We start from the raw sequence: 20,481 nt of genomic DNA on the forward strand, positions 1-20,481 counted from the left end.
GTTGCGCCAAGCCCAGCCGAAGCCACCCGCAGAGGTTCAGGGAAGGGCCTGGCGCAGGAAGGAGTTGCAGGCCTCGTAGAAGCCCCGGGGCTGGTCGCGGCGCACGCAGTGGGAGGCGCCGGGCACCAGGGCGGTGGTCAGGCACGGGTTGTCCAGCGCCCGCACCTGCGCCAGGCCCTTCTGACCGAGCAGGACGCCCCCGCCGTCGGAGGTGATGACCAGGGTGGGCACGCTCAGGGACGCGGCGACCTGCCGCCACGGGGTGGGCGGGGTGACAATGCCGGTGCGCAGCAGGCCCCGGTCGACCTGGGTCTTGGCCTGGAGCCAGGCGCAGGCCTCCTGCACCTCCCAGGCGGGGTAGTCCCGCCGGTTCTGAGCCAGGGCGCGGGCGGGGTCAGCGGCGATCCGGTCCATGTGGTCGGCTGAGGCGCAGGCGCCCTGCCGGTAGGACTCCTCCTGCTCGGCGCTGAGCCAGGCCGGGTCCTCCACGATGAGGGCCTCCACGAGGTCGGGGCGGGCGGCGGCCGCGGCGGCGCACACGGCCCCGCCCATGGAGTGGCCCACGAGGACGCGGGGCACGCCGGGCTCATGGGCCTGGCGGTCCTCCAGGAGGGAGATGACGTCGTCGACCATGACGGAGATGGGGTCGGCGAGCTGGTCGGGGGTCAGGCGCGGGGAGGTGCCGTGACCGCGGGCATCCAGGCCGGTGACGTCGTAGGCATCCTGCCAGTGCTGGAGAGCCCCGGCCAGGGAGGCGGCGTTGTCGGTCACGCCGTGGCACAGGAGCAGCTGGGGCGCCCCCGGGCGGCGGCTGCGGATCCAGGTGATCGGCTGGGTGCTCATGGTCTCCTCCGGTCTGGCCCGCGGGCGCCTGGGTGGTGGTGGGGTGGTGGCGCGGCGGTGGGGCAACTGTACGGGTGGCAGCGGGCGGTGGCGGGCGACGGGCTGCGGGCTCGGGCGCCTTTCGCTGGCTCATCCGCTCTTCGCCCGCTGATTCCGCGCCGTCTGGGCCCTCAGGATGCGAGCGACCCAGCGAAAGTGCCCGCCTCACAGGTGCTTGAGGGCCTCACGGCGGCTCAGAGGGGACAGGCGCGGGTGGGCCTCGACGAAGGCGCGCACCCACCGGCCGTCGGTGCGGGCGTAGTCGCGCAGCGCCCAGCCGATCGCCTTGCGGATGAAGAACTCGCCGTCGTCCTGATTGGCCTCGACGACGTCGCGCAGGAGGTCGAGGTCGGTGCGCTCCTTGTGCTGGAGCTGGCAGATGATGGCACTGCGGCGCACCCACAAGTCCGCGTCGCGCGCCCAGGCGCGCATCCGGGCGGCCGCGGCGGGATGCGCCAGGACCACAAGGCCCACGGCATGCGAGGCCTCATCCACCAGATCCCACCACTGGCCGGTTCGCAGCAGGTGCTCGTACAGGGCCAGGGAGTCGATGCGGTCGGCATGCGGCGCGGAGTGCTTGGAGCGGATGATGGCAAGTACAGCGAAGCGCTCCTCCCTGCGCTCCGCCCCGTCCCACACCTGATGCAGGACGGCTCGCCAGTCGGCGGCCTCCCGCCACAGGCCGGGGTGGGAGGCGGCGGCCGCCTGGGCGATGCGGCGGGCGGCCGGGACGCCGACGCCGTACATCTCCATGTCGGACTTGAGGTAGGCGCGCTGCTGGGCGGCGCACGCCGGATCGCCGGCCGCGGCCAGGGCTTCGCGCAGGTCACAAATGAGGGCCTCCGCCTCCTCGGCGAGCTGGGTGCCTGCCAGTGGACTCATGCCGCCACGATAGCCAGAGTCGCGCCACCGGCGCAGTGGCGGCCGCAGCCCCGGCTGCACATCGTCAAGAATCGACCGAATGGTTGATCCGCACGATCCCGCGGTTCATTCGGTCCGAGCCTCGGCGGTGGGCGCCGAAGATGTGCAACGACGACCCTGGGGACCGAGGACCCCGGCACGCAAGTACTTGTCACTTTGGAAAGTACTTGCTAGAGTCTGATTCGTGGAGCGAGGACGCTCCACCATCAGCCGCACCGACCCACAGGAGCACACCATGAGCACCAACAGGGCCCCAGACCGAGCACCCCTCCCTCAGGGGCCGGTGGGGCGCATCCTTCTCGCACTGGGCATCGCCGCTGTCGCCACGCTCATCGCCATCGGTGTCACGACGAGGAGCCCGGAGATGGCCGCCATGGGGTTCTTCGCGGTTGCGAATGCCGTGGCGATCGTCATCGCCTCCTCCGCCAGCCGGACCCGTCAGGCGGAGGAGGCGGTCAATGAGGTCGAGGAAGAGGACCCCTTCCTACCGCCCGCGCTCTCAGCCCAGGAGCTTGGCGCCGCGCAGGCCCAGGCACTCCTTGTGCGGGCCGAGCGCCTGGGCGCCTCCACCCGCTCGCGCGCGAGCGTGGTCCCGAGCCTCTTCCTGCTAGCCCTGGGATGCCTGTGCTCGATGCTCATCGTCGCCCTGCACCTGGTCACCCTCGCCGATGAGCGCCTCGTCTGGCTGCCCCTGTCGGTCTCCATGCCCTGGCTGGCTACTCTCCTCATCGCCTTCGGTGCCTTCCACCGGTCGGCCAAGGCGGGCTTCTCTACACGATGGCTCCAGGTGATGGCGATCTGGGGCGTCCTGTGGCTGCTCGTCATGCTCGGCATGACGATGCTGTGGAGGGGTGAGCTCTGGTTCTCCCTCGCCGCCATCGGGGCGATCACCGTAGTGACGACGTGGGGCGCCTGGCGGGAGGCGCGACAGTGAGCACCGAGCAGCACGATCAGCACCCGCGCCATCGGCTCAATGACGCACTCATGCACCCGGTGCGCTTCTCCCTGGCGGCAGCCCTGGCCTCGGCCGAGGAGATCGACTTCCCCACCCTGCGCGACACCCTGCAGGTCTCGGACTCGGTGCTCAGCCGTCAGGCCTCCCAGCTCGAGGACCTGGGCATGGTGCGCATCAAGAAGGGCTACGTCGGCAAGCGGCCCCGCACCTGGATGTCCTTGACCAAGGAGGGCCGCGCCCAGTGGCAGGCGCACCTGGAGGCGCTGCGCGCCATCGCCGACGGCTGACGGGGGCAGGCGGGTGACGCCCGACTCCTCGCCATCTCCAGTGACAACGCCGCGCACCTCGGCGCGGTGAGCGTAGGAGCCGATGAGGGCAGGGCCCTCACGCTCTGGCGTGATGACGCGGGAGCCTGCAGCCCACGGGGACAAGTCACCGGAGCTCGCAGAGCTCCCCGAGGGCGCCCGATCCCCCTGCTACGCTGAATGCCAGGCAGTGAAGCACCTGTGCTGCGCATGCACGGGCATGAAGGAGGGCAGCCATGACCATCAGGGTCGATGTGGAGCCCGACCTCCTGCGGTGGGCGGCCCGACGAGCCGGGTGGGAGTCGCGCGATATCCCCCAAGGCTTTCGGAACAAGCTCCCCCAGTGGCTCGAGGGCACGAGGAAGCCCACCCTCAAGCAGCTCGAGGCTTTCGCGAAGGCCACTCACGTCGGTCTGGACACGCTGTTCCTGCCCGAGCCGCCCGTCGAGGAGATCCCCATCCCGGATATGCGAACGCTCGGCGATCAGGCACTCCGAGAGCCCTCCGCCAACCTTCTCGACACCATCTACACCTGCCAGCTCCGCCAGGACTGGTACCGGGACTACGTGGCGGCGAGCCGTGGAGCGGGGCCCGCATTCATCGGCTCGTTGACAACGGCAACGCCCGTCACCGATGCGGCGCGCAGGATCAGTGAGTCCCTGCAGATCAGCGCTCTGCGCGCCCGGGGCTTCAAGAATGCCAGCAGTGCTCGCAGAGCGCTGGTTGAGAGGCTGGAGGAGTTGGGGGTCCTGGTCATGGTCAGCGGCATCGTCGGCAATAATGGAAACCGACCCCTCGACGTGCGGGAGTTCCGCGGCTTCACCCTCACCGACGACCTCGCCCCGCTGATCTTCATCAATGGCGCCGACGCGAAGACCGCACAGGTCTTCACCCTGGTTCACGAGCTGGCCCACCTGTGGCTCGGGGGATCCGCCCTATCCGATGCGACCCCGTTCGCCGAGCAGGCACCTGCTGCCGAGCGGTGGTGCAACCGGGTTGCCGCGGAGGTCCTCGTTCCCCAGGCCGCACGCGATGGCGCGCTTGAGCTCTTGGAGGATTCCGATGCCTTGCGGAGGCATGCGGAGTCCTACGGCATCAGCGCCCAGGTGCTTCTCTGCTGCCTTCGCGACCACAGTCTTCTCACTCCTGATCGGTTCCAGGCGCTGCTGGAGCGCGAGCGGGAGCGGAGCGAGCAGCTCCTGGAGGAACGGCGCAGCACTACCTCGTCGGGTGGGGAGTTCTATAAGACTCAGCGGTACCGGCTCGGACTCCCCTTCATCCAGGCAGTCGTCTCCAGTGCGCACGAGGGCCATACCCTCTACCGGGACGCTTATCGACTTCTAGGAACTCAGAGCCACCAGACCTTCGCCCGTTTGGGAGAGACGGCAGTCGCAGCATGACCTACCTCCTCGACGCCAACGTCTTCATTCAGGCCAAGAACTCATACTATGCCTTCGACCTGGCGCCAGGGTTCTGGGATTGGCTCGAGTGCGTCGAGGCATCAGGGAAGGCGTGCAGCATTGACGCGGTTCACCGGGAGCTGGTCGCCGGCGAGGACGAGCTCTCAGACTGGGCGAGGAGTCACAAGGGGTTCTTCGTCTCCCCTGATCAGCGGACGATCGCCCGGTTCCCGCCTCTCATCCAGTGGGCGCATCAACAGCACTTCACGCCTGCCGCCTTGAATGCGTTCACGGCGTCCAACGCCGACTTCCTCCTGGTCGCACATGCCGCAGCCTACGGATTAACCGTCGTCACTCACGAGGTCGCCGGCTCGGGAAGCCGAAAGCGGGTCAAGATCCCCGACGCCTGCGACGCGATGAATGTCTCCTGGTGCAGCACGTTCACCATGATGCATACCTGCGGCGCCCGACTCGCCCTCGCTCCTCAGTGAGGAGGTCCCACCGGCTGCGCCGTATCCGCCTCGTCCCCGACCTGGTCACCCGCCCCGAGATCGCGGCCCGCCTGGGAGTCACGCGCCAAGCGGTGCAGAACTGGACCCCCGGGGAGCACCACAACGGATTCCCCAAGGCTGTCAACTGGACTGCTGGGTGTTTTTCGGACTGGGGTTATTTTCGGTTTTTCAGGCTGCTTGGCTGTGGGTCCGTAGTTCTTGCTCGACCTCGTTGGGGGTTCGGTATCCCAGCGCGGAGTGCAGCCGGGTGTGATTGTAGGTCAGTTCTATCCATGAGGCAACATCGTTCATGGCCTTGGTCTTGGTGGGGTAGACCATGCGATGCGCCCTCTCGTTCTTCAGTGTGGCATTGAAGGACCCTGCCCAGGCGTTATCCCAGCATACCCCGGTTCGTTCCACCGAGGCACGAATGCCGTGCTTGACCAAATGCGCCGAGAACTGCTCGGAGGTGTACTGCGAGCCTCGATCGGAGTGGAAGATCGTCTCGCCCTTGACGATGGGGCAGTTACGCACCGCCATATCGACAGCCTCGCACACCAGGGAGGCGCGCATATGATCAGCCATCGCATACCCCACGACTTTCTTGGTGGCGCAGTCCCCAGCGGTGGCCAGGTAGACGAATCCCGCCCAGGTGCGGATGTAGGTGATGTCGCCTACCCACTTGAGCCCTGGGCTGCTTGCGGCGGTAGTCCCGCTCCACCAGATCGAGCCTGGAGCTCACATCTGCGGCCGGGGTGGTGGTGCGGACCTTTCGGCACGGTTGCGCCGCTTGCAGGCCAAGAGAACTCATGATGCGGCGCACCGTATCGGGGTCTGCGCTGATGCCTTTGCGGGCCAGGGAGGCGGTGATCCGCCGATACCCGTAGACGCCATTGGAGGCCTCGAACTCGGCGCGTATCAACTCGGCCAGCTCCTTCCTGCGAGATGCGGTCTTGGAGTCCTTGCGGCACTTCCAGGAGTAGTAGCCGGATTTCGACACCCCCAGCCACCGTCACATGGACCAGACGGGATAGTTACCTTCCTCGCTGCGAATGAGTCCGTACTTATCGCTCAGGGACGCTCCTTGGACTGAGGAAGGCTGCCGCTTTTTTAAGAAATCGTTCTCCTGGCGGAGCTCTCTTACTTCCTTTTTGAGTCTTGCGATCTCTGCGGACTCGGCGGCGGCCTGCTTATCGTCATCGCTGGCGTGCTCTTCTCGATACCTGGCGACTCAGTTTCCTACTGTCTGGGCCACTAGGCCATAGGAGGACGCCACTGATGCGATCGTGCGGTCCTTCTCGATCACCTCGCGCACCACCTGTGCCTTGAACTCCTCGCAGTCACTTCCCTCTCGACATGCTCTCTATCCTATCGGATCAAACGGGACAACATTTTCTCCCACTGTCCGAGAAACGCCAGGCAGTCCATTGCCGGCATGACCGCTGACCACCGAGCACAGCCTGGAGCGCCGCCAATCCGAGAGCCACTCCCTCACGGTCCTCGCGGTGCGGTCGACCATCTCAGAGATGATGCCCGTATCAACACCGCGGGAGGCGTAGAGAACCGCCTCGGATTTCAACCTCACGAGAATGAGCATGTCATTGCGCTTCTTCCACCTCAAAAGGACCTCGCGCTCTTCCGATGTCACATCAACCCTCATGCACCCATTCTATACCGCGCCCGCACTAAACTCCACCCAAGAACGCGCCGGAATACGGTTTTGTTTAAAGCCAGCCATACCGCACACCCAACGAGGTCGAACGCCAACTCCTGGGGCACCAGAAAGCAGCCTGACCCACATAACAACCCCAGTCTGAAAAACGCCCAACACGCCACGGCATCCACTCATACTCTCGTGAGCACCGTTTCACCATCGACCATCAGTCGGTCTTCAGTCACACCGCACCATTAATCAAACCATGCATCATCGGAATGCCAGATTCCGTTTACCCATTTCATGAATTCCGCTTTTTCCTGCTGGCTAAGCTGATTGGAGTGGAAGCTGACGACAATCCAATTAGACCGCCGAGCGTCAGGAAGAGTGCTGGCAGCCTCCTTCGCATCATCCTTGGACTCGAACATCATAACGGTGGCTTCATCTGACGTAGATGCCCACCTGCAAGGAAGAGTACTGCCACATACCTCCGAAGTGATATCCTTAGGATTGTGCAAGAGATATCTGTCATGAAGGAATGGAGCCTGTGGAATATCCTTACGAGAGTCATATATAACGGTGGAGTAAAAGATGAACAAGACCACCGAAGCCATCGCCGCAATCGCGAGAATGACAGGCCCATACATTCTCATGAAGATGCGCTTGTCGACGCTTCCATCAGTTTTTCTAAAGAGTAGAATGCGGGGCCCTTTAGGTTTTTTCATAAGGCAACATCCTCATATAGAGGATCGGCCAGCACGCCTCTCTGCGCTGTCGTAGACCTTCCTGAGACCGCGTCACCACTAAAGCGAGTCAATTCCTCGGCCTCCTGCGAGAACAGTGCAGCATCAAAAAGATCCACACCCTCGTGCGGGGTGAAGAAGGGACCAATATCACTGCGATAGCCGTCAGATCCAGTCAGAGCAGGCCCAAACACTCTGAGATTCTCCAAGCCATGGATGCCAGCTATTTCACGAATCCTCTCCGCAAGCACCTTAAGTGCAAGTAATGGGCGGTAGTCCGCAACCTCGAGAATGTGCCCCAGCATCTCCGGAGACACCGTTCGGCGCCCTCGCTCAATCTGGGCGATACTTGGCTGCGCAACCCCTGCACGCCCAGCCAGTTCAGCCTGCAAGCCCGCATCAATGTGCACTGCCCGCACCAGAGCAGGTGCGTCCTCGACTCGGAATCGTGCCACGACCCCATCATATAGAAACGCCGCTAACAAGGGCGATCAGATGACCGCGTCCTCACACCGCGCACCGCCCGCAGGTAGCGGTCGCGGCCGGTGAGGTCCCGGCCGGTGACGGCGCTGCGGAAGCCCGCCGAGGCCGCCGCCTCGCGCAGCGCAGCGCCCTGCCCCGGGTCGTGCTCCATGACCAGTACGCCGCCCCGCCGCAGGAGCGCCGAGGCCCGCCCCACCACGGCCCGGGGCAGCTCCAGGCCATCTCCTCCCCCGCCGTAGAGCGCCAGATCGGGGTCATGCCGCTCAGTCTCGGCATCCTCCACCGCGCCCGCCGGCACATAGGGCGGGTTGGAGACGACGACGTCCACCGTCCCGTCCTGCAGCGCCAGCGTGCCGGGAGCGGTGGCGTCGGCCTGGACGACCTCCACCCGGCCCGGCACCAGGCGCTCACAGTTGTCCCGGGCCAGGGCGGCAGCAGCGGCGTCAAGCTCCACAGCGATCAGCCGCGCTGTCGGCACCTCGGCGGCCACCGCCGCGGCGATCGCCCCCGAACCGGCGCACAGGTCCACCACGAGCGGCTCGCGCACCAGTGCCGCCTCCCCGCTGACCGCACCGGAGGCGGCCCGCATCGGGGCCCCGTCCGCCTCCCGGTGGCGCGCGGCCCCGTCGTCGGTGCACTCCCCCGGGCCCACTCCCTCCCGGGCGGCCTCCCGCGCGGCGTCGATCGCGGCGCCGGCCACCACCTCCGTCTCGGGCCGGACGATGAATACCCCGGGCCGGCACACCATCTCCAGGCCCCGGAACCACATGCGCCCCGTGAGGTGCTGCAGCGGCACGCGCGCGGACCGCTGCTCCACCAACGCGAGCAAGGTCTCCACCTGCTCGGCACTCGCCCCCTCGCACATGACGAGGGACACCCCCACCACATGCTCGGCCAGCACCCGAGCATCGCTCTCAGGAGAGGCAACTCCCGCCTCTCTCAAAGCCTGCCCGACCTCTCGGACCAGGCGGCGGAAGGCGTGCCTGCCAAGCGGTCGGGCGGTGGACCCGCTCCGAAGACGTAAAGGAGCCTGCGACCAGTCGAGGAGCGGGTCCACCGCCCGACCGCCCTCAGGACTGTCTTTCACCCCTGGTCCCCGACGGCCGCCAGGCGCTCGGCCTCATCCATGGCGATGGCCGAGGCGATGACCGGCCCCAGGTCGCCGTCGAGCACGGCGTCGAGGTTGTAGGCCTTGAAGCCGGTGCGGTGGTCGGCGATGCGGTTCTCAGGGAAGTTGTAGGTGCGGATCCGCTCGGAGCGGTCCACGGTGCGCACCTGGCTGCGGCGCGCCTCGGCGGCCTCGGCGGCGGCCGCCGCCGCCCGCTCGGCCAGCAGCCGGGCGCGCAGCACCCGCATGGCCGCCTCCCTGTTCTGCAGCTGGGACTTCTCGTTCTGCATGGAGACCACGATGCCGGTGGGCAGGTGGGTGATGCGCACCGCCGAGTCGGTGGTGTTGACGCTCTGCCCGCCCGGCCCCGAGGAGCGGAAGACGTCCACGCGCAGGTCGGCGGCGTCGATCTCCAGCTCGCCGGGATCGTCGGCCTCGGGCATGACCAGCACCCCGGCGGCCGAGGTGTGGATGCGCCCCTGGCTCTCGGTCACGGGCACGCGCTGGACGCGGTGGACGCCGCCCTCGTACTTCAGGTGCGCCCACACCCCCTCCTGGGGCTCGACGGGCGTGCGGGTCTTGATGGCCAGGCGGATGTCCTTGTACCCGCCCAGGTCGGAGTCGGTGGCGTCCAGGACCTCCACGGCCCAGCCCTGGCGCTCGGCGTAGCGGGTGTACATGCGGGCCAGGTCGGAGGCGAACAGGGCGGACTCCTCCCCGCCCTCCCCCGCCTTGACCTCGATGATGACGTCGCGGGCGTCGTCGGGGTCGCGGGGCACGAGCACCTCGCGCAGGCGCTCGGCGGCCTCGGCCTCGGCCTGCCGCAGTGCGGGGAGCTCCTCGGCGAACTCCGCGTCCTCCTCGGCCAGCTCGACGGCGTCGGCCAGGTCGGTGCTGGCGGCCTGCCAGGCGCGGTAGGCGGCCACCACCCGCCCGAGCTCGGCGTAACGGCGCCCCAGTCGGCGCATGGCCGCCGGGTCCGAGGCCGCGGGGCCCGCCATCTCGGCCTCGATGGCCGCGTACTCCTCCAGGAGCGGGGCGGCTGCTTGGAAGTCGCTCACGGCTCACCTTTCCTCATGCTGCGCTGGTCATCGGTGGTCGGCCGCTGGGCTGCCGTGCCCCGGGCCGCCATCTGCGGGGTCTGCGGGGCCGACAAGGCCGGTGCGGGCCGCTGATGCACGACGACGCCGACGGCGACTCGCGGGGAGTCTCCGTCGGCGTCGTGAGGCGGGGCTACTTGCCGCGCTTGCCGTAGCGGGCCTCGAAGCGGGCCACGCGGCCACCGGTGTCGAGGATCTTCTGCTTGCCGGTGTAGAAGGGGTGGCAGGCCGAGCACACGTCCACGCGGATCTCACCGTCGGTGACGGTGGAGCGGGTCTCGAAGGTGTTGCCGCAGGTGCAGGTGACCGTGGTGGCCACGTAGTCGGGGTGGATACCCTGCTTCATCGGTGTCTCCTTAAGCGATCAGAGGGTCCGGGTCCCATGCGGCGGCACGGGTGAACCGGAGGCCGATCGGTGATTCTTCCACGTGGGCGCACCAGGCACAATGCTCGCGCCCGTGAACCCGGGCACCCTGCCGCTTGACGGTCCGGGCGAGACCGCGCCCCTCAAGGCGCCTCCACGAAGCGCACGAGGCGACGACCCGCAGTCGCATCGTGCTTCCGGCATCGCAGGAGCCGGGCTGCGGGGCGCGCCCGCAGGGCTGGCACCGGGTCCGGCGGGAGCACCAAGGGCGCCCAGCGCCCGATGGCGCGAGGGACTGCCCGAGGACACGCCCCGCGGCCAAGCCCGGACCCCGCCCGCGCTCAGGCGGGGGTGGCCTCGTCGTCGGCGTCGGCCAGGGAGGTGCCGGCCGGGGTGGTCTTGGAGATGACCATGAGGAACTCGGCATTGGACTGGGTGTCCTTGAGCTTGGACAGCACCAGCTCGAGGGCCTGCTGCTGCTCCAGGCCCGCGAAGAGGCGGCGCAGGCGCCACATGATCTTGAGCTGGGCGGGATCGATGAGCAGCTCCTCGCGGCGCGTGCCCGAGGCCGCTACATCCACGGCCGGGAAGATGCGCTTGTCCGCCAGCTGGCGGGACAGGCGCAGCTCCATGTTGCCGGTGCCCTTGAACTCCTCGAAGATGACCTCATCCATCTTCGAGCCGGTCTCCACCAGGGCCGTGGCCAGGATCGTCAGGCTGCCGCCGTTCTCCACATTGCGGGCCGCACCGAAGAAGCGCTTGGGCGGGTAGAGGGCCGAGGCGTCCACACCACCGGACAGGATGCGCCCCGAGGCGGGGGCCGCCAGGTTGTAGGCGCGCCCCAGGCGGGTGATGGAGTCCAGGAGGACCACGACGTCCTGGCCGAGCTCGACCAGGCGCTTGGCCCGCTCGATGGCCAGCTCGGCCACCGTGGTGTGGTCCGAGGCGGGGCGGTCGAAGGTCGAGGCGATGACCTCGCCCTTGACGGTGCGCTGCATGTCGGTGACCTCCTCGGGGCGCTCGTCGACGAGCACGACCATGAGGTGGGCCTCGGGGTTGTTGATGGCGATGGCGTTGGCGATCTGCTGCAGGACGATCGTCTTGCCGGCCTTGGGCGGGGAGACGATGAGCCCGCGCTGGCCCTTGCCGATGGGCGAGACCAGGTCGATGACGCGGGGGGTCAGGGCCTTGGGCGTGGTCTCCAGGCGCAGCTGCTCCTGGGGGTAGAGGGGGGTGAGCTTGGTGAACTCGGGGCGGCGCTTGGAGCGCTCGGCGTCCATCCCGTTGATGGTCTCCACGCTCACCAGAGGGTTGTACTTCACGCGCCCCGCACGGTTCTGGCGCCGGTTGCCCCGGCCCTGGGCGCCGGGGCTGGTGGTCTCCCCGCCCTCGCGCACCCAGCCGGTGACGGCGTCGCCGGCCCGCAGCCCGTTGTCCTTGATGAGGTGGCCCGAGACGTAGACGTCCTTGGGGCCGGGCAGGTAGCCGGAGGTGCGCAGGTAGGCGTGCTGCTGGTCGGTGACGTCGAGGATGCCGGCCACGGGCAGCAGGACCTCCTCCTCGCGCGGCTGGCCCCGGCCCTGGCGCCCGCCGGACTCGCCCGCCTCACGGCCCTGAGTGTCGCGGCCCTCGCGCTCGAAGCGGTCGCGCCCGCGCTTGCGGCCCCGCCGACGGCGCCCGCCGCGGCCCTCGTCGTAGCCATCGTCCTCCTCGCGGTTGCGGCGCGATCGCTCGGTGGGCTCGACGGCGGCGGTACCGGTGGCGTCGGCCAGGTCGCGCATGAGCGCGGCCTTGGCGTCGAGGTGGTCCTCGGGGGCATCGGGGCTCGACTCGCGTCGGGAGGACCCGCCCCGCTCAGCGCTGCCACTGCGGCTGTCACTGCGCTCGGGCGTGCCCGCGGCGGCCTGGGCGCGACGGCGCCCACGGCGGGACTCGCGCGGCTGGTCATCGCGGGACTCGTCGATCTCACGGTCGGAGCCGGCATGGTCGTGGTCGGTGCGGTCGGCGCGCTGCCCGCGGCGACGACGGGGCCCGGGGGCCTCCTCGGCGTCGTCGGCGCGCTCGGCCCGGGACTCCTCAGAGGTGTCCGGGAAGATCGGGGAGCGCGAGGGCAGCTCGATGCCCAGGTCGAGGGCCGGGGCGGACTCGCGCGCGGGGGTGCCGGCGGCCGCCTGGGCCCGGCGTCGGCGGGGGCGCGCACTCTCCTCAGCGGGAGCGGCCTGGCCCGTGGGCTGCTCGGCGGAGGGCGCCTGGTCGGGTGTGGGAGCTGTGGCGGGAGTGGAGGTGCCGCGCGCCTCGCGGATGGCGGCGACAAGCTCGCTCTTGCGCATGCGGGAGGTGCCCTTGAGGCCCATCTGCCCGGCAAGCGCCTGGAGCTCGGCCAGGCGCATCGTGGAGAGCGAGGACTGGGAGCTGGAGGTCTCGGTCACGAGTGTCCTTACGGTGTGGTTGCGCCACGCGCTGCGGCCTGGCGTTCAACAGGGAGACCACTGAGGAGCCGTTGGAGTCGCTCACAGAGGGTCGTGCACGCAACGTCGTGCATCATGAGGCAGAGCCTCCTGCCGACGACGGGTGCGGGCTGGCGCTGCGATACGCAGGGCCATTGCCGTCATCCTAGCAGCCCCATGCCCTCGCAGGGCAACTCCCCCGCGCCATCGTGCTCATCACGGCCCGTCCGCGCCGGGCCGGGCCCAGGCGCTGCGCACGGCGCGGGCCCAGGGCAGGTGGGATGCCCGTCCCGGGAGACGGTGAACAGGGCGGGACGTGGGTGAACGTGGGTGAAGGCCTGCGGCAGGACGCGGGCTGGGCGTCATCGCACCACCGACCGCAGGCCTTCACGATCCACGTGAGCCACCGCTGCCCGCCGGGGAGCGCCGGGGCATGGGGCGATGCCCGGGGCCGGGAGCAGCGCCCCACCCCGCCCCCTAGCGGGAGCGGCGCGGCAGCAGGGAGTCCATGGGCGTGAAGCCGGCCATGGCATCAACGGGCTCCTGGCGGCTGTGGCAGCGCAGCATCTGCGCCAGCTCACTGCCGGCCCGCTCGACCCTGGCCCCCAGCGGGGCCTCCCTGCGGGCCGCGGGCGCCTCGGAGGCCCAGGCCGCCCCGAAGTCCTCGCTGGCGGCGAAGACCGCCAGGGTGGCGGGGCGCGCCTTGAGGTGGGTCAGCAGCGGGCGCAAGGCGTACTCGGTGACCAGGGAGTGGCGCGCGGTGCCCGCCGTCGCCCCCAGGATCACCGGCATCCCCTCGAGGGCGCCCTCGGGCAGGACGTCGACGAAGCTCTTGAACAGTCCGGAGTAGGAGCCCTGGAAGACCGGGGAGACCAGGATGGCGCCGTCGGCCCGGCTCAGGGACTCCACGGCCTTGTCCAGCTCTGCGCTCATCGGTCCGCCCACGGAGGCCAGCGCGATATCGCCGGCCATGGGGCGCAGGGAGATGACCTCCACCGAGGCCAGGCGGGAGTCGGCCTCCAGGGCCCGGCGCGCGGCCTGGGCCAGGCGGTCGGCCAGCCTCTCCGAGGTCGACGGCGTGCTGATCCCCGCGTGGACGGCCACCAGGCGGGCGATCCGGCCCATCTGGGTGTGGTCGTAGGCGTCATCGAAGTCCCCGTACTCCCCCACCATCGGGCCGCCGGCCTCATCGGCCCGCGCGGTGGTGGTGCCGGCCCGCCCGGCCAGTCGGGCCGCCTCGACCTCCTGGCGCTCGGGGGCGTATCCGGGCGCCGCGGCGCCCTGGCCGGACCGGGGGGCGCCGGGCCCCTGTGCGGTGTTCGACATGTCAGATCCTCACCTTCCTGCCCGTGAGCGGGTCGAAGTCGTCGGTCATGGAGAAGGGCTTGTCCGCCGGGGGCTCGGCGCCCTCCAGGATCGCGCGGTGGCGGGGGTGGAGGGGCGCCTCGGGGACCTCGGCGGGCTTGGAGCCCTCCAGCTCGGCGCGCAGGGCCGGGACGATCTCGGTGCCCAGGATCTCGATCTGGCGCATGACCTCGGCGTGCGGGACCCCGCCCATGTCGACGTTGAAGGCCTGGCGCTGGTAGTCGCCCACGGCGTCGCGGTAGGTCAGGTACTTCTCGACGATCTGCTCGGGGGTGCCCACGGCCAGCGGGGTGTGGGCGGTCATCTCCTCCAGGCTGGCGCCCTGGTAGACGTAGCTGTTGCGGAAGTAGGGCAGGTACTTGCGCACCGCCTCGTCGTGGGTCTTGGCGGCGAAGAACTGCCCGCCCAGGCCCACGATCGCCTGCTCGGGGCTGCCGTGACCGTAGTGCGCATAGCGCTCGCGGTAGAGCCGGACCATCTTGGCGGTGTGCTCCACGGGCCAGAAGATGTTGTTGTGGAAGAAGCCGTCGCCGTAGTAGGCGGCCTGCTCGGCGATCTGGGGGGAGCGGATGGAGCCGTGCCACACGAAGGGGGCGACGCCGTCGAGCGGGCGGGGCATGGAGGTGAAATCGGTCAGGGGCGTGCGGAACTCGCCCTCCCAGTCCACGTTCGTCTCGGCCCACAGCCTGCGCACGAGGTCGTAGTTCTCCACGGCCAGGGAGATGCCCTTGCGGATGTCCTTGCCGAACCAGGGGTAGACCGGGCCGGTGTTGCCGCGGCCCATCATGAGGTCGACCCGCCCGTCGGCCAGGTGCTGGAGGTAGGCGTACTCCTCGGCGATGCGCACCGGGTCGTTGGTGGTGATGAGGGTGGTGGCGGTGCTCAGCAGCAGCGTCTCGGTGCGAGCCGCGATGCTGGCCAGGAGCGCCACGGGGCTGGAGGGCACGAAGGGCGGGTTGTGGTGCTCGCCGGTGGCGAAGAAGTCGAGGCCGACCTGCTCGCTGAGCACCGCCATCTCCACGGTGCTCTTGATGCGCTCGCGCTCGGAGAGGGCCTTGCCGGTGGCCGGGTCGGTGGTGACGTCCCCGACGGTGAAGATTCCGAATTGCATGTCAGTGCCGCCTTTCTACGGAGGGTCGGTGGTGGCCTGTCCTGATGGCACGACTCTAGACTCAATTTGGTTGAATAGTAAACTACCCGGGGATGAGTCCCCCCTCACATGCGCATGCTCGGTCGGGAGTCCGCCTGCGCGCCTGCCTCAGGCACCGCCGACGGCGGAGCGCACCGGACGGCGCCCCGGGGCCGGATCCCTCAGCTCAGGACCGCACCGTGGGTGTCGATACCCGGCACGAGCACGGTCCACCCGTGGTGGGTCAGGGTGGCGCGGGTGTCCTCCTCCAGGGCTGAGAGCACGAGGACCGTGGGCCCGGCCCCGGAGATGACGGCGGGGTAGCCCTTGTCGCGCAGAGAGTCCATCACCGCCATGGAGGCGGGCAGCACATTGCGCCGGTACTCCTGGTGGAGGCGGTCCTCGGTGCCGGCCATGAGCAGGTCGGGCCTCCCGGCCAGGGCCAGCATGAGCACCGCCGCCCGCGAGGTGTTGAACAGGGCGTCGGCCCGCGGCACGGAGACGGGCAGGACCCGGCGCGCCTCCTCGGTGGACAGGCGCGTGCTCGACGGCGGGATGAGCAGGCTGACGGGCAGTGCGCTGTCCACGGGCATGGGGGCCATGCGCGGCAGGCCATCGGCCTGCGTCCAGGCCACGGTCGCCCCGCCGAAGACCGCGGGCGCAACGTTGTCGGGGTGGCCCTCGAACTCGGTGGCCAGGGCGAAGACGAGCTCGTCGCCCAGGGCCTCGGGCTCGGAGATGAGCCCGCGCGCCAGCATGAGCCCGGCCACGGCGGCGCTGGCCGAGGAGCCCATGCCTCCCCCGTGGGGGATGCGGTTGGTGCAGCGCATCTCGAAGCCGGCCTGAGGGGCGCCCACCGCGTCCAGACCGGCGCGCAGGGCGCGCACCACGAGGTTCTCCTCGCCGGTGGGCACACTGCCCGCCCCCACGCCGGCGACCTCCACCCGGGTGACACCGGTGATGGGGCGCGCCTCGACCTCGTCGTAGAAGCGGAAGGCCATGCCGAAGGAGTCGAAGCCCGGCCCCATGTTGGCGGTGGTGGCCGGCACGCGCACGGCGGCGCGCTCATGGATCAGTCTCATGCTCACTCGCCCTCGACCCGACGGATGGAGACGACCTCCAGGACACGCTCGCAGGCGCCCAGCCCCTCCACGGCGGCGTCGAGGCGCGACACGGGCGCGGGGTGCGTGACGATGGTGACGACCGCCTGCTCCTGGGAGACGTAGGCGCTCTGGCGCACCGAGTTGATGGAGACCGCATGATCGGCGAAGACCCCGGCCATGGCTGCCAGGGAGCCCGGGGCGTCGTCGACGAGCAGCTGGATCTGGTAGCGGGTCACGGCAGCCCCGGGGCCCAGGATGGGCAGGGCGGCGTAGGTGGACTCGCGCGGCGCCTGACCGCCGTGGACGCGGTGGGCGGCCGCGGCGACGACGTCGGACAGGACGGCCGAGGCGGTGGGCGCGCCTCCGGCGCCCTGCCCGTAGAACATGAGGCGACCGGCGGACTCGGCCTCGACCAGGACGGCGTTGAAGGCGCCGTGGACACTGGCCAGGGGGTGGTCGGTGGGCACGAGGGCGGGGTGGACGCGCACGGAGATGCCCTCGGCCGCCCCGGCCTCGGGGCGGCACCGCTGGGCGATGGCCAGGAGCTTGAGCTCGCATCCCGAGGCGTGGGCCTCGCGGATGTCCTGGGAGGTGATCTCGCGGATGCCCTCGACGGTGACGTCGTCGAGGCCCACACGGGTGTGGAAGGCCAGGGAGGCGATGATGGCGGCCTTCGCCGCGGCGTCCAGGCCCTCGACGTCGGCGGTCGGGTCCGCCTCGGCGTAGCCCAGCTCCTGGGCGGCGGCCAGGGCGCGCTCGAAGGACAGGCCCTTGGTGCTCATCTCATCGAGGATGTAGTTGGTGGTGCCGTTGACGATGCCCAGGACGCTGGTGACCCGGTCACCCGCCATGGACTCGCGCAGGGCGTAGACCACCGGGATGGCCCCGGCCACGGCGGCCTCATAGTAGAAATCCGTGCCGGCAGCCGCTGCTGCGGCATACAGCTCGGGGCCGTGGGCGGCGATGAGCGCCTTGTTGCCGGTGATGACGCTGGCCCCGGCCTTGAAGGCGGCCAGGATGAGGGTGCGAGCCGGCTCGATCCCGCCGATGAGCTCGATGACCAGGTCGTTGCCGGTGGCCACGGCGGTGGCGTCATCGGTGAGCAGCTCACGAGGCACGGCAGGGTCCCGGGGGGCCTCCACATCGCGCACGGCGACGCCGGTGACGGTCAGCAGCGCCCCGGACCGGGCGGCGAACTCCTCGGCCTGCTCGGTCAGGAGCCGGATCACCTGGGTGCCGACGGTGCCCGCCCCCAGGACGCCGACGGTCAGGGCGCGGGAGCTGGGAGCGGAGGACTGGGGCTGGACCACGGCGGAACCACCTTGCTGTGAGCGGATACGGGATGCGTGCTGTGCGCTGGCGGCCGTTCCGCAAGAGCCCGGCCCGGCAGCGCCATGGGGGCGGGGCGCGCTGGGCAGGACGGGCGGGCCGTCATTGTCGCCAGCATAAGGGGCGGGCAGGCTGCGGCGAACCAGGCGTCCACCGATACCGCCACCCGCCGGCATCCACCGACCTCCACCGGTGAGCAGTACCGCTGGGGGCGACGACCGGCCCGACCCATGGGCCGGCTCTCGGGCGGCACCCCGCCTGCGGGCGCCGATCGGCTGCAAGCGCCGGCGGTCAGTGCCGGTCAATGCCGGTCAATGCCGCTCAGTACCGGTCAGAGCCGCACGATCCGGCGGGCGAGGAGCAGGAGGATCTGCTTGAGGGGCAGGCCGTCGTCCAGGATCAGGTCACCGGAGCGGTGCCAGACCGGGGGCGGCTCTTCCAGTGAGGAGGTTGCTGCGCTCATGGCATGAGCCTAGAGAAGCGCGCGTGGCACCGGTCACCCTCCGGGGAAGGATACTGAGCGCGCGGGCCTCCTCCTCCAGATGGATCGGCGCGCGGCCCCGCCTCGGGGACAACCCTGGGACACGGATGAGGCGCCGGGCCGTGCTCGCCCTCCAGCGGCCTCAGGGCTGTGCTCTCAGCACTGCGGTTCCAGCGCAGTGGCCCGCCCCGATGATCGGGGCGGGCCACTGGGTGCACCGCAGGGTTCCGAGGACGGCTGGCGGGTCAGGTCCCGTCACCCGGCCTCAGGGAGGCGCTGGTGCCGTGCCTCCGGGGCTCCGCGGTTCAGGAGCTGCGACGGCGTGCCAGCATGAAGGCGCCACCGCCCATGCCCAGTCCGGCCAGCACGAGGAGTGCTGCGGCATTGGCACCGGTGCGCGCCAGGGTGGGCGGACCGCCGGGGGTGCCGCCGGTGGGCGGCACAGCGGTGGGCGTCGTCGGTGTGCCCGGCTGGTCCGGGGTGGCCGGGGCACTGGGCGCCCCCGGGCTCTCCGGGGCGTTGGGGGCACCAGGGGTGCTCGTCGCCGGAGGGGCGGCCGGGGTGCTCGGTGTGGCCGGCGCGCTCGGCGTGGCCGGGGTACTCGGCGTCGGCGGGGCGGCGGGCGGCCCGGAGACGACGGCGTTGGTCAGCTCGACCTTGGTGCGCACCTGGTCACCAATGGTGAAGGTGGAGGTCTGCTGGCCATCGATGGTGAACACCGGGTCCTTCCAGGAGGCGCCCTCGGGGGCGGTCGACTGGGAGAGGTCCTCGCTGAGGGTGACCTTGGTGCCCACGGGGAAGGTGCCGTCGAACTGGGTGACCTCGCCGGCCTTGACGGTGAGGCTGGTGGTGCCGGTGCGGTCCTCTCCCTGGGGCTTGCGGCCCTCGGGTGCGGCCCAGTTCGAGTAGGAGCTCGCCGCGGCGGGCAGCTCGTAGGCGACGTCGACGACGAAGGAGGCGCCCTGCGTGGCACCGGCGGAGTCGCCCTCGACGCTCTTGGCGACCTCGAAGGAGCCGAAGCCGCGCTCCATCTCGACATTGATGTCGAAGTACTGCACGTAGGTCTGCTCCTGCGTGCTGGACAGGTCGGTGCCGTTCATCGTCACCGTGTTGCTGTAGGTGCTGCCGGGGGTGGCCTGGCCGCCCGCGAAGGTCACCGGGTACTCCAGGGTGAAGTTGGTGTCCGCCTTGAAGGGGCCGGTGACCTCCAGGGTGGCGGTGCGCCCGTCACTGCCCACGGAGGCCTTGACGTCGAAGTCGCCGTGCTCGGTGGTGGCGTCGGCACCGGAGGCGTCGGTCAGCCTCACATTCTGCTGGCCGTCGGGCCGCAGGTTGAGGACCCAGCGGGTGAGGTCCTGGTTGAAGCTCATCCCCTCGCCGAGGGTGTCGGTGAAGGTGATGGTCTGACGGCTGCCGTCGAAGGTGGTGCCGAGCTTGGTGCCGGTGGTCTCGTTGGCGCCGAAGTTCACACCCCAGGTCAGCTCGGAGTAGTTGTTGTAGAAGCTGGAGGACCACTTGTAGAGCTGCCACGGGGAGTTCTCAGGGCCCCTGATGCCGCCGCCAGGGCCGGGCAGGTCCACCTGGGTGGTGCCGTTGGCGGTGATGTCGGCGGTCTGCGAGGTGGTCGTCTGGGTGATGGCCAGCAGCGCCGAGCCGTTGCCCTTGAAGTTGTGGAAGCCGGCCTGCTGGAGCTCGGTCACCTTGTCGTTGAAGGTGCAGGTGATCTCCTTGGCGGTCAGATCGCAGGTGCCCACCTGCGTGTCAGCGCCGTTGTGATCCACCGTCATGGGCAGGCTGGAGGGAACCTGGAGGTTCTCGAAGTAGGTGCCCAGGTCGATGGTGAAGGAGTCGCCGGGCTTCAGGGTGGTCCCGCTGGCATCCCAGTCGAAGCTCAGACGGGCGTTGTCGTAGTAGTTGAGGTTGCCCTCCTGGTCCGCATTGCTGCCGTCGACGCGCGTGAGCGACATGTTGGTGACGGTGATGCCCGGGTTCTCAGCGGCGTGAGCCGTCGAGGCCAGGGGGCTGATCGCGGCCAGGAGCAGAGTGAGGAGGGCAGCCAGTCCCGCAGCAGCCCCTCGGGTGAGGGCCGGACGGGACACGGCACCCGTTGGCACTGTGTTCATGGGATCTCCGAGTTCTGGACGTCGTCGATGTCGAAGGCCGGGCTCGTCCCATTCACGGAGCACCGGCACGTCTCAGGACGGCGGCTATTCCTTATCAC

At 69.6% G+C, this 20,481-nt stretch carries 22 protein-coding genes; 4 read left to right on the top strand and 18 right to left on the bottom strand.

All coding sequences use genetic code 11. The features are described 5' to 3' along the window. Positions 1-36: 36 nt before the first annotated feature. On the bottom strand, positions 37-843 hold the full coding sequence (locus MANAM107_RS01930; RefSeq protein ID WP_223910416.1) for an alpha/beta fold hydrolase: 807 nt from the start codon (positions 841-843) through the stop codon (positions 37-39). 204 nt (positions 844-1,047) lie between these two features. Continuing rightward, positions 1,048-1,764 (bottom strand): DNA alkylation repair protein, encoded by a 717-nt coding sequence (locus MANAM107_RS01935; protein ID WP_223910419.1) that lies wholly within the window; start codon positions 1,762-1,764, stop codon positions 1,048-1,050. A gap of 274 nt (positions 1,765-2,038) precedes the next feature. Between MANAM107_RS01935 and MANAM107_RS01940 the strand changes: the two genes are divergently transcribed. The 4 genes from MANAM107_RS01940 to MANAM107_RS01955 all read left to right on the top strand — a co-directional run bounded on the left by MANAM107_RS01940 (position 2,039) and on the right by MANAM107_RS01955 (position 4,954). Further along, positions 2,039-2,737: a hypothetical protein gene (locus MANAM107_RS01940; protein ID WP_223910422.1), complete on the top strand. Its 699-nt coding sequence runs from the start codon at positions 2,039-2,041 to the stop codon at positions 2,735-2,737. Next, the gene (locus tag MANAM107_RS01945; protein ID WP_223910424.1) at positions 2,734-3,045 is read left to right on the top strand and encodes a transcriptional regulator; all 312 of its coding nucleotides are present in this window, start codon (positions 2,734-2,736) and stop codon (positions 3,043-3,045) included. Before MANAM107_RS01940 ends, MANAM107_RS01945 begins: the two co-directional genes overlap by 4 nt. A 254-nt stretch (positions 3,046-3,299) precedes the next feature. After that, positions 3,300-4,463: an ImmA/IrrE family metallo-endopeptidase gene (locus MANAM107_RS01950; RefSeq protein ID WP_223910427.1), complete on the top strand. Its 1,164-nt coding sequence runs from the start codon at positions 3,300-3,302 to the stop codon at positions 4,461-4,463. Continuing rightward, entirely contained in the window at positions 4,460-4,954 is a 495-nt protein-coding gene (locus MANAM107_RS01955; protein ID WP_223910431.1) for a DUF4411 family protein, read from the top strand. The genes MANAM107_RS01950 and MANAM107_RS01955 overlap by 4 nt, the downstream gene beginning before the upstream one ends. 189 nt (positions 4,955-5,143) lie before the next feature. Here MANAM107_RS01955 and MANAM107_RS01960 read toward each other — a convergent pair whose 3' ends face one another. The 16 genes from MANAM107_RS01960 to MANAM107_RS02025 form a co-directional block, all read right to left on the bottom strand. Continuing rightward, a complete protein-coding gene (locus tag MANAM107_RS01960; protein ID WP_223912735.1) occupies positions 5,144-5,623 on the bottom strand; it encodes an IS3 family transposase in 480 nt (159 codons plus the stop codon). Continuing rightward, on the bottom strand, positions 5,532-5,954 hold the full coding sequence (locus MANAM107_RS01965; protein WP_223910433.1) for an IS3 family transposase: 423 nt from the start codon (positions 5,952-5,954) through the stop codon (positions 5,532-5,534). Before MANAM107_RS01965 ends, MANAM107_RS01960 begins: the two co-directional genes overlap by 92 nt. Positions 5,955-6,185: 231 nt before the next feature. Next, positions 6,186-6,272 (bottom strand): hypothetical protein, encoded by an 87-nt coding sequence (locus tag MANAM107_RS13195; protein WP_373314080.1) that lies wholly within the window; start codon positions 6,270-6,272, stop codon positions 6,186-6,188. A gap of 45 nt (positions 6,273-6,317) precedes the next feature. Continuing rightward, the gene (locus MANAM107_RS01970; RefSeq protein WP_223910435.1) at positions 6,318-6,614 is read right to left on the bottom strand and encodes a COG3415 family protein; all 297 of its coding nucleotides are present in this window, start codon (positions 6,612-6,614) and stop codon (positions 6,318-6,320) included. A 248-nt stretch (positions 6,615-6,862) separates the two neighbouring features. Beyond that, on the bottom strand, positions 6,863-7,333 hold the full coding sequence (locus tag MANAM107_RS01975; protein ID WP_223910437.1) for a hypothetical protein: 471 nt from the start codon (positions 7,331-7,333) through the stop codon (positions 6,863-6,865). Beyond that, a complete protein-coding gene (locus tag MANAM107_RS01980) occupies positions 7,330-7,806 on the bottom strand; it encodes a helix-turn-helix domain-containing protein (RefSeq protein ID WP_223910441.1) in 477 nt (158 codons plus the stop codon). Before MANAM107_RS01980 ends, MANAM107_RS01975 begins: the two co-directional genes overlap by 4 nt. Positions 7,807-7,829: 23 nt before the next feature. Beyond that, positions 7,830-8,801 carry a N5-glutamine methyltransferase family protein gene (locus MANAM107_RS01985; RefSeq protein WP_223912738.1) on the bottom strand — a complete coding sequence of 324 codons (972 nt, stop codon included), beginning with the start codon at positions 8,799-8,801 and terminating at the stop codon, positions 7,830-7,832. Positions 8,802-8,917: 116 nt separating this feature from the next. Next, positions 8,918-10,003 carry a peptide chain release factor 1 gene (prfA, locus tag MANAM107_RS01990; RefSeq protein WP_223910443.1) on the bottom strand — a complete coding sequence of 362 codons (1,086 nt, stop codon included), beginning with the start codon at positions 10,001-10,003 and terminating at the stop codon, positions 8,918-8,920. Positions 10,004-10,175: 172 nt separating this feature from the next. After that, a complete protein-coding gene (gene rpmE / locus MANAM107_RS01995) occupies positions 10,176-10,388 on the bottom strand; it encodes a 50S ribosomal protein L31 (protein WP_223910446.1) in 213 nt (70 codons plus the stop codon). Positions 10,389-10,747: 359 nt separating this feature from the next. Continuing rightward, entirely contained in the window at positions 10,748-12,835 is a 2,088-nt protein-coding gene (gene rho, locus MANAM107_RS02000) for a transcription termination factor Rho (protein WP_223910450.1), read from the bottom strand. A gap of 495 nt (positions 12,836-13,330) precedes the next feature. Continuing rightward, positions 13,331-14,026 carry a CE1759 family FMN reductase gene (locus MANAM107_RS02005; protein ID WP_223912742.1) on the bottom strand — a complete coding sequence of 232 codons (696 nt, stop codon included), beginning with the start codon at positions 14,024-14,026 and terminating at the stop codon, positions 13,331-13,333. Between the two features lie 154 nt (positions 14,027-14,180). After that, positions 14,181-15,329 carry a CE1758 family FMN-dependent luciferase-like monooxygenase gene (locus tag MANAM107_RS02010; protein ID WP_223910453.1) on the bottom strand — a complete coding sequence of 383 codons (1,149 nt, stop codon included), beginning with the start codon at positions 15,327-15,329 and terminating at the stop codon, positions 14,181-14,183. Between the two features lie 200 nt (positions 15,330-15,529). Then, positions 15,530-16,429 (bottom strand): homoserine kinase, encoded by a 900-nt coding sequence (gene thrB, locus MANAM107_RS02015; RefSeq protein ID WP_223910455.1) that lies wholly within the window; start codon positions 16,427-16,429, stop codon positions 15,530-15,532. Positions 16,430-16,431: 2 nt separating this feature from the next. Then, entirely contained in the window at positions 16,432-17,760 is a 1,329-nt protein-coding gene (locus MANAM107_RS02020; RefSeq protein ID WP_223910457.1) for a homoserine dehydrogenase, read from the bottom strand. 350 nt (positions 17,761-18,110) lie between these two features. Further along, complete coding sequence (locus MANAM107_RS13020; RefSeq protein WP_263421913.1) at positions 18,111-18,242, bottom strand: hypothetical protein; 132 nt, start codon at positions 18,240-18,242, stop codon at positions 18,111-18,113. A 323-nt stretch (positions 18,243-18,565) separates the two neighbouring features. Beyond that, positions 18,566-20,383, bottom strand: coding sequence for a DUF7926 domain-containing protein (locus MANAM107_RS02025; RefSeq protein WP_223910458.1), 1,818 nt, complete (start codon positions 20,381-20,383; stop codon positions 18,566-18,568). Positions 20,384-20,481: the final 98 nt, after the last annotated feature.

Source organism: Actinomyces capricornis, assembly GCF_019974135.1.
GTDB classification, from domain to species: Bacteria; Actinomycetota; Actinomycetes; order Actinomycetales; family Actinomycetaceae; genus Actinomyces; species Actinomyces capricornis.